The organism is Lactobacillus acetotolerans DSM 20749 = JCM 3825 (assembly GCF_001436775.1).
GTDB classification, from domain to species: domain Bacteria; phylum Bacillota; class Bacilli; order Lactobacillales; family Lactobacillaceae; genus Lactobacillus; species Lactobacillus acetotolerans.
In genome coordinates, this window is sequence record NZ_AYZC01000052.1 from 1 (window position 1) to 9,402 (window position 9,402).

A 9,402-nucleotide genomic window follows, 5' to 3' on the forward strand; every position below is an offset into this window, starting at 1 on the left:
ATCTATTAGGACATTTTCCTTTGATAACAGTTAAGACATTATCACTTGTTAATCACACATATTAGTTTATCTGTAGGATATATTCTTGACTAGAGGGAGCAGTTATTGTATAACATAAAGCGGATTCATTGTTTGATCTAGAGGAGGAAATAACATGGTAGGAATTGTTTTAGCCAGCCATGGTGCTTTCGCGGACGGCATTGCTCAGTCAGCAGGAATGTTGTTTGGGAAGCCAGACAATTTTGCTCATGTCATCTTAAAGCCCGATGAAGGGCCAGATGATATTCGGGGTAAAATTGAAAAGGCTGTTGCTTCATTTGACAATCAGGATGAAGTACTAATTTTAGTTGATCTTTGGGGTGGTACACCCTTTAATCAAGCTAATGGTTTATTCGAAAAACATTCAGATAAGTGGGCAATTGTTTCTGGTATGAATTTACCAATGGTTGTTGAAGCTTTGACACAACGTACGACAAGTCCCAAGGCAACTGCACATCAAATCGCAACTACGATTGTTAAATCAGCTAGAGACGGTATTAAAACCAAACCAGCTGATCTGATGCCAAAGTCAGCAAATGCAGCACCTGCAGCAGGTAAGAAGAAGCCTGCAATTAAAGGTTCTATTTCCCCGGGTACGGTTATTGGCGATGGTCATATTAAGTATTCGCTAGTTAGAATCGATTCACGTTTACTTCACGGACAGGTTGCAACTGGCTGGATTCCAGTAGTTCACCCTGACCGGGTAATCGTGGTTTCAGATGGCGTAGCTAAGGATGAGTTGCGTAAAAGCATGATTCGTGAAGCTGCACCAGCAGGTGTTAAGGCACACACGGTTCCGTTAAAGAAGATGGAATCAATTGCCAAGGATCCAAGATTTGGTAAAACACACGCATTGCTTTTATTTGAAAATCCAGAAGATGTCTTAAAGGTTATCAAAGCGGGAGTTGATATTAAGACAGTTAACGTTGGTTCCATGTCTTATAAGGAAGGCGACGTTAACGCCAATAATGTATTATCGATGAACCAAAAGGATGTTGATACGTTCCGTGAACTTGAAAAGTTAGGGATTAAATTTGATGTTCGTAAGGTCCCTTCAGATAAATCTGGCAATATGGATGCTATTTTAAATAAGGCACAGAGTTTACTTGATGAACAAAAGAAATAATGAAGTAGGAGTAAAGAAATGAACGCTATTCAAATGATTTTGGTTGTGCTTGTTGCCTTTCTTGCTGGTATGGAAGGTATCCTGGATGAATGGCAATTCCACCAACCACTGGTTGCATGTACATTAATCGGTTTAGTTACCGGTCATCTAGATTTAGGTATTATTTTAGGTGGTCAATTACAAATGATCGCCCTGGGCTGGGCTAATATTGGTGCCGCTGTTGCACCTGATGCTGCTTTAGCATCAATAGCCTCAGCTATTATTTTGGTAGAAAGTGGACAAGGTACAAAAGGTGTTGGTACTGCTACTGGTATTGCCATTCCTTTGGCCGTAGCTGGTTTGTTCTTAACTATGATTGTACGTACTATTTCTACTGCTATTGTCCATATTATGGACGCCGATGCTAAGAAAGCTAGTTGGCGTAAAATTAATATGTGGCAATGGATAGACGTATGCTTGCAAGGTTTAAGAATTGCTGTTCCAGCTGCTCTGCTACTTGCAATTCCATCAACCACTGTTCAGCATTGGTTAGGATTAATGCCAACTTGGCTTGCCCAAGGTATGAGTATTGGTGGTGCCATGGTTGTTGCCGTTGGTTATGCAATGGTTATTAACATGATGGCAAGTAAAGAAGTATGGCCATTCTTCGCAATTGGTTTTGCTTTAGCTGCTATTAAAGACCTAACCTTAATTGCCCTTGGTGCTATTGGACTTTCATTAGCCTTGATGTACTTAGCTCTTGAATCCAAGGGCGGCAATGGTAACGGTAAAGGCGGCTCTAGTTCTAATGATAATAGCGATACCGGTGATCCGCTCGGCGATATCATTGATGATTATTAGATTGATGAATAAGAGGAGGATTTTATAATGGCTGATAAGAAAATTAAATTAACTAAAGCCGACCGCTTCAATGTTATGTGGCACTCACAATTCCTTCAGGGTTCATGGAACTATGAAAGAATGCAGAACGGTGGTTATGTTTACTCAATGATTCCAGCATTGAGAAAATTGTATCCAAATAAGAAAGACTTGTCTGCTGCTTTACAGAGACACTTGGTATTCTTTAATACGCACCCGTACTTAGCTTCACCAGTTATTGGTGTTACCTTAGCTTTGGAAGAGGATAAAGCTAACGGTGTTCCAGTTCAAGATGAAGCAATTCAAGGTGTTAAAGTTGGTATGATGGGGCCTTTAGCCGGTGTTGGTGACCCTGTATTCTGGTACACGGTTCGTCCAATTGTCGGAGCTTTAGGTGCTTCAATGGCTATACAAGGTAATATCCTTGGGCCAATCTTATTCTTTGTTATTTGGAATGTAATTAGACTTGCATTTTTATGGTATACACAAGAATTTGGCTATAGAGCCGGCTCTGCTATTACTAAAGATGTGTCAGGTGGTTTACTTCAAAAGGTAACCCGTGGTGCTTCAATGATGGGTATGTTCGTCCTTGGTGCTTTAATCGAACGCTGGGTAATTATTAAATTTACGCCAGTTGTCTCAAAGACGCCTATTCAAAAAGGTGGTTACATTAACTGGGATGCACTACCGAAGGGACCAAGAGCTATTCAGCAAGCCTTAATCCAATGGAATAAAGGTAATGGATTGTCCTTAACCAAATTTAAGACAACGACGTTACAAGATAACTTGGATAGTTTAATCCCTGGTTTAGCGGGACTTCTTCTGACATTCCTTTGTATGTGGTTATTAAAGAAGAAAGTTTCACCAATCTGGATTATCATTGGCATCTTCGTTATAGGTGTTCTGTTCCACGTATGGCACATTCTTTAATCAAAAATGGTTAAATCAATTAACACTAAAATCGATCTAACTGGCAATGCTACCTGGTTTAGAGGGATAGCGTCGTACGGTAAAATGATGATCGGTGATAAAGCTTTTGAATTTTATAATGAGCGTAATATTGGTGATTATGTTCAAATTCCTTGGAATGAGGTAACCTATGTGGTTGCTGACGTTCATTTTCGTGGGAAATATATTCCAAGATTTGAATTCCAAACTAAAAAGAACGGTACTTTTATTTTCTCAACAAGGGATAATAAAAAATCGCTGCGTGCTATTAGAAACTATGTACCTGCGAATAATATGCGGCGTGCACTTAGTTTCAGAAGAAAATTAAAGCAACGATCACGTGATTTAGTTCAATCAATCAAAAATATTTTTACTCATAAAAAATAGAAATAGACCTTAGGTTAATAAAACCTAGGGTCTATTTCTTTCTCTAATTGTTAAAAATACTTTTATGTTGAAGTTATTCTGCTTTTTCTTTATCCCAAATTTTCGAAATACTGTATAAGATAATGAAAGTTAAAATAGCAGCGATCATAGGAATTCGGTTATCTGGTAAAACTAAAAGAAGAATAATCATCAAAATAAAGAACAGTAAAATAAAGTAATCAATGATAGGGAAGCCCGGCATTTTAAAATTACCTAATTTATTTTCTGGGGTGCTTCTTCTGTATGCAATATGTGTGATGATCATTAAGCACCATATGATTAAGAACATGCTCGTTGAAGTTGATGCAATAAAGTTAAAGGCTTTGTTTCCAATCAGTAGGGTAACAAAGGGGGCTAATGCCATTAAAAGGGCTGATAGTATTAAACCATTTTTCGGTAGTTGTCTTCTTGATAAGTGCCCAAAAGTTTCATTCCACTTGCCCTTTCCACCAAATGTAACTGAAAAGAGTAATCGTCCAGCACTATATAAAAAGCTGTTGGTGGATGATACAGCGGCAGAAATTACGACAAAGTTAATAATAGAGCTAGCATTGCGAATACCAGTTGCACCAAGTGTTTGAACAAAGGGACTAGATGTTGTAGATACTTTTGGCCAGGGAATAACAAGCAAGATTGCTACGATTGACATTACGTAAAAAAGAATAATTCTGACTGGTAGCTGGTTAATTGCATTTTTAAGGGTAACTTTCGGATTTTGTGCTTCGGCAGCCGTTAATCCGATTAATTCAATCCCGATAAAACTGAAAATAACCATTTGGAAACCATCCAAGAAACCTTTTCCACCCTTTGCAAAGAAACCACCATGATTAGTTAAATTGGATAAGGTTACTGGGCCAAAAGTAGTTTTTCCACCGGTTATTAATAAATAAATTACTAAAATTACAAACGCTATTATTGTTATAATTTTGATTATTGCAAAGCTAAATTCCAAATTACCAAAAAGACGAGCAGATATTAGGTTAATTAAAAGCAAAAATATGATTGTAATTAAACCTGGTATCCAAGGCTTAAGGTGAGGGAACCAGTATTGAAAATATATTCCCAGAGCAGTTGTTTCAGCCATACCTAAAGTAATCCAACTGAGCCAGTAAAGGTAACCGGTGATAAAACCGATATTTTTACCTAAATACTTCTTAATAAAGTCAATATAAGTGTGTTTACTGAGGTCAGAAAGAATTAATTCTCCTAGGGCCCGCATTAACAAGAAAAGGAAAACACCGACGATAATATAAATTAAGATAACACTTGGACCAGCGCGGTGAATGCTTTCGCCTACACCTAGGAATAGTCCGGTTCCAATTGTACCGCCGAGTGCGATTACTTGAATGTGTGTATTAGTTAGGGTTCGCTTATAACCCGAATTAGATTGCGAATCTTTATTATCCATTTAATCTCTCCAAAATTTAAAATAAGTATACTTATCTATTTTAACATCTCTTACATATACATTAATATCACTGAGAAAAATTAGCCAAATCATAACTTTTTAACCGATATTGATTTTTAATAATAAAGTTTGTTATTTCACAAACTTTTATTTTAGGTAGCGATTTCATTCGCATAAGAATAAAAATTCAACGTACATATAATTGCTTGTGTAGTGGCGATATTACTGAATTTATCGTTTACTTTTGCTTGAAGAATGCTATAGTAATTATTGTAAATAAATTCACAATATCTAGTAATTTTTAGAGGCAAAGAATAATGGCTAAAGCACAGCAAAAAGAAACTGTTACTGAAGAAGATAAGAATAAGCAAATCTACAATATGGTGGATGATTTAGTAAAAAAATCACATGTTGCGTTAGATAAGATGGCAAATTTTAGTCAAGAACAAGTAGATAAAATTTGTGAAGCAATTGCTATTGCTGGTGAAAGAAGTGCCTATCCACTAGCAAAGATGGCCGTTGAAGAAACTGGCCGGGGAGTTGTGGAAGATAAAACTACTAAAAATATGTTTGCCAGTGAAAACATTTGGAATAGTCTTCGTCACGAAAAGACAGTGGGGGTTATTAAAGAAGATAAGGAACAAGGTTTAACTAAGATTGCTGAACCTGTTGGAGTTATTGCTGGAGTCACACCCGTAACTAACCCAACTTCTACGGTAGTCTTTAAATCAATGATTGCCCTGAAAACTAGAAATACGATTATTTTTGGTTTTCACCCACAGGCGCAAAAATGTTGTGTAAAAACTGCTGAAATTATCAGGGAAGCTGCCATTAAAGCTGGGGCACCAGAAAATTGTATTCAATGGATTGAAAAGCCAAGTATGGAAGCCACAAATGATTTAATGGCTAATCCGGGCGTGCAAACTATTTTAGCAACTGGTGGCCCAGGTATGGTTAAGGCTGCTTATTCATCTGGAAAGCCCGCACTTGGTGTTGGTCCTGGTAATGGTCCTTCTTATATAGAAAAGACTGCTAATATTGCTCGAGCTGTTTATGATATTGTCTTATCTAAGACATTTGATAATGGGATGGTCTGTGCTTCAGAAAATTCGGTTGTTGTTGATGATGAAATTTATGACCAAGTTAAAGAGGAATTTAAGAAGTGGAATTGTTATTTCTTGAATCCAGCAGAAATCAAAAAATTTGAAACTCATTTTATCGATCCAAGGAGAGGAACGGTTGCAGGACCTGTAGCTGGTCGCTCGGCTCTTAAGATTGCTAAACTTTGTGGTGTTAATGTTCCTGCTGATACAAAGGTAATCATTGCAGAATATAAGGGAGTTGGAAAGAAATATCCACTTTCAGCAGAAAAACTTTCTCCTGTCTTTACTTTATATCGGGCTAAAAATCATGAGGATGGCTTTAGAATATGTACTAATCTGCTTAATTATGGTGGCCGGGGACATACAGCTGGAATTCACACTTCTGATGATGATTTAGTCAGGAAATTTGCCAATTCGATGTCAGCTTGCCGAATTTTGGTTAACACTCCGGCTGCTTTAGGTGGTATCGGTGATCTTTATAATAATATGACTCCTTCTCTTACTTTAGGTACTGGTTCGTATGGTGCTAATTCAATGTCACATAATATTTCAGCTATGGATTTATTAAATATTAAAACCGTAGCAAAACGCCGTGACAATATGCAGTGGATTAAGGTGCCAACTAAGACTTATTTTGAACATAATGCAGCAAATTACTTACGGCATATGCCTAATGTTAACCGCTTTTTCATCGTTACCGATGAAGGAATTGCTGAGCAAGGATTTGCCGATGAAATTACCGATATTATTTCTAAACGTCGTGGCACTAAAGAATACGAAGTATTTAAAGCTGTTAGCCTTAACCCAACTACTGATATAGTTAAAGACGGTGTTCACCGAATGAACATCTTTAAACCTGACGTTATAATTGCTATCGGTGGTGGATCAGTCATGGATGCGGCTAAGGCAATGCGTTTATTCTATGAGAATCCCGATATGTCATTTGAAGATGCTTACCAAAAGTTTTTGGATATCAGGAAGAGAGTTGTTCGTTTTCCAACTTCAAATGATGTGCAACTTGTATGTATTCCAACAACTTCAGGTACCGGTTCAGAAGTTTCTCCAGTTGCGATTATTAAGGATACTAAAACCGGTATTAAGCATACGCTCTGTGATTATGCCTTAATTCCGGATGTCTCAATTGTGGATGATCAATTTGTTGAAAAGTTACCTAAAAGATTAATTGCATGGTCAGGTTTTGAAGCTTTAGGACACGCAATTGAAAGTTACGTTTCAACCATGGCAACTGACTTTACTCGTGGTTGGTCAATTGAGGCTATTCAAACTATTTTTAACAACTTAAAGGCATCATATGATGGTGACTTGGATGCTAGAAAGAGAATGCATGATGCCGCAACGATTGCAGGTATGGCATATTCCAATGCCTTTTTAGGATTAGAACATTCGATTGCCCATACGGTAGGCTCGACTTTTGATATTCCAAGCGGTGTAAGTGATGCCATTGCTTTACCGCAAGTGATTCGTTTTAACGCTAAGCGTCCTAAGAAGTTAGCAATGTGGCCACATTATTCTGTTTACCGTGCAGAAAGTGATTACGCTCACATTGCTAAGTCACTTGGATTAACTGGAGCAGATGATCACGAATTAGTTGAAAAATTAGTTCAAAAGATTATTGATCTAGCTCATTCAGTAGGTATTAGATTAGCCTTTAAAGAATACGGTATAGATAAAAATAAATTTAATGCGAAAGTTAACTCATTAGCCGTTGAAGCTTATGGGGACCAAAACACTGTAACCAATCCAGTAGCACCTTTAGTTGAGCAGATTGTTCAATTAATGAAAGATTGTTATGAAGGTAAAGGCATTAATAAGAAGTAAAAGTATTAAAGTCTAGATAAAAGTGTGAGAGTTTAAAAGCTCTCGCACTTTTTGTCACATAATTTTATTTCATTATTTTGCGGGATGTAGTACTATTAATAATCAATATCTAAGATTATATATAGTAAGGCAGGTTTTACATATGTTTATTTGCAGCGATTTCAAGGTTAAAGATTTACATGTTCAATTGGTTATGCCAGAATTAAAATTTGCTTCTAGGTTACTCCAAATTATTAATGAGGATCGTGCTGTGCTTGAACGTTGGCTGCCTTGGTCTAAAAATATGAAAGAAACTAGTGATGAGCGCGAATTCGTTAAGGGTGCTCGGCAAAATATTGTTGATTATGAAGGATTGGTTTTAGTAATTTTAGTTGATAATCAACCTGCTGGTACGATCGATTTACATAATATTAATTCTGCAGATAAATATGCTGAAATTGGTTATTGGCTTGGTAGTAAATTTCAAGGGCAAGGTATTGTAACCAAATCATTGCAACACCTTGTAGATATAGCTTTTAAAGAGTTTAAGTTACATAAATTAATGCTGTTCGCAGAACACACAAATTATAAAAGTAGAGCGGTTGCTGAAAGAGCGCGTTTCTCACACGAGGCTTTGTTAAAGGATCAGGTTAAGCGTGAGGATGGGTTCAAAGATATGGACATGTATTCAGTGATCAATCCAGCAAGTTAAGAATTTTACTTTGTAAGAATGTAGAGGTCCCACAATGGGTGAAATGAAAAAAGTAGTTAATTTATCCAAAAAAGAGTTAGAAGAAGCTAATGATTTAATTAATCAGGTTGAAAGTTATGATCATACTTATTGTCGTCCATATTTGAGCAATCAATATAATTATTTTCCTGATATGCCTAGCTTTATTCTTTATTACAATGAAAAGCAATTGGTTGGGTTATTAACTTTGTATGCTGATGAAGATCCTAAAGGGATTGTTGATATTACAATCAACGTTTTGCCAGATTATCGCCGTCATAAAATTGGGACTAAACTTTTTACTGAAGGATTGAAAATTCTAAAGAAATATAATTTCCAAAATTATGATTTCATGAGTGAGCAAAGATTTTTAGATAATAATCCTGATTTTTTAAAAAATATCGGTTTACAAATAGAACCTGCTGAGTCTGAGTACCAAATGTCTTACAAAAATGATTTTATCAATGTTAAAAGAAATGAAGAATTAGAGGTTAGGAAACTTAAGCAACCTGATGTTGAACAATTGCTCCCACTTTATTCAAAAGTTTTTGCTACAAATACCCAAGAAACAAGGACGTATCTGCAAGAAAGCTTAAACGAAATTAATACAAAGTCATTTGTTTTATTGTTAAAGAAGGAAATAATAGGCTATTGTTCAATTGATGTGAGCGATACATATTATATTTTTGGATTATTTATTGCTGAAAAATATCAAAATAGGGGATTAGGGACGTATTTTATTAAATGGGTTATGAAAATCTTGTTAGAATCTGATCCTAAGGCTTTTGTTATAGGCGTTGATGAAAGTAATAAGATTGCTCACCATCTATATTTGAAAGTCGGATTTAAAGATCAAACAAAGGTAGTTTATTTATCTAAATAAAATTTTTGGCTCTGTGTCAATCGCTGGTGATAGAAAATTTAAAACAAGACTAAATTAATGAAT

8 protein-coding genes are annotated in these 9,402 nt (G+C 36.2%); 7 read left to right on the forward strand and 1 reads right to left on the reverse strand.

Annotation, left to right across the window (positions count from 1 at the left end; all coding sequences use genetic code 11):
- Positions 1–154 precede the first annotated feature (154 nt).
- Genes FC77_RS06895 through FC77_RS06910 form a run of 4 tightly spaced genes read left to right on the forward strand, consistent with a single transcriptional unit; the run spans position 155 to position 3,358 of the window.
- Positions 155–1,165 (forward strand): PTS sugar transporter subunit IIB, encoded by a 1,011-nt coding sequence (locus tag FC77_RS06895; RefSeq protein ID WP_056970893.1) that lies wholly within the window; start codon positions 155–157, stop codon positions 1,163–1,165.
- Between the two features lie 18 nt (positions 1,166–1,183).
- Positions 1,184–2,005 (forward strand): PTS mannose/fructose/sorbose transporter subunit IIC, encoded by an 822-nt coding sequence (locus FC77_RS06900; protein WP_054682204.1) that lies wholly within the window; start codon positions 1,184–1,186, stop codon positions 2,003–2,005.
- Positions 2,006–2,032: 27 nt separating this feature from the next.
- Positions 2,033–2,953, forward strand: a complete 921-nt coding sequence (locus FC77_RS06905) for a PTS system mannose/fructose/sorbose family transporter subunit IID (RefSeq protein WP_054682206.1) — start codon at positions 2,033–2,035, stop codon at positions 2,951–2,953.
- Positions 2,954–2,959: 6 nt separating this feature from the next.
- A complete protein-coding gene (locus FC77_RS06910) occupies positions 2,960–3,358 on the forward strand; it encodes a DUF956 family protein (protein ID WP_056970895.1) in 399 nt (132 codons plus the stop codon).
- 73 nt (positions 3,359–3,431) lie between these two features.
- Here FC77_RS06910 and FC77_RS06915 read toward each other — a convergent pair whose 3' ends face one another.
- The gene (locus FC77_RS06915; protein WP_056970897.1) at positions 3,432–4,805 is read right to left on the reverse strand and encodes an amino acid permease; all 1,374 of its coding nucleotides are present in this window, start codon (positions 4,803–4,805) and stop codon (positions 3,432–3,434) included.
- 317 nt (positions 4,806–5,122) lie between these two features.
- Between FC77_RS06915 and adhE the strand changes: the two genes are divergently transcribed.
- From adhE to FC77_RS06930, 3 genes are all read left to right on the forward strand, one after another.
- Positions 5,123–7,747, forward strand: a complete 2,625-nt coding sequence (gene adhE / locus FC77_RS06920) for a bifunctional acetaldehyde-CoA/alcohol dehydrogenase (protein ID WP_056970899.1) — start codon at positions 5,123–5,125, stop codon at positions 7,745–7,747.
- A gap of 142 nt (positions 7,748–7,889) precedes the next feature.
- Entirely contained in the window at positions 7,890–8,438 is a 549-nt protein-coding gene (locus tag FC77_RS06925; protein WP_054682208.1) for a GNAT family N-acetyltransferase, read from the forward strand.
- Positions 8,439–8,472: 34 nt separating this feature from the next.
- Positions 8,473–9,339, forward strand: a complete 867-nt coding sequence (locus tag FC77_RS06930) for a GNAT family N-acetyltransferase (protein ID WP_056970901.1) — start codon at positions 8,473–8,475, stop codon at positions 9,337–9,339.
- The last annotated feature ends 63 nt before the right edge of the window (positions 9,340–9,402 follow it).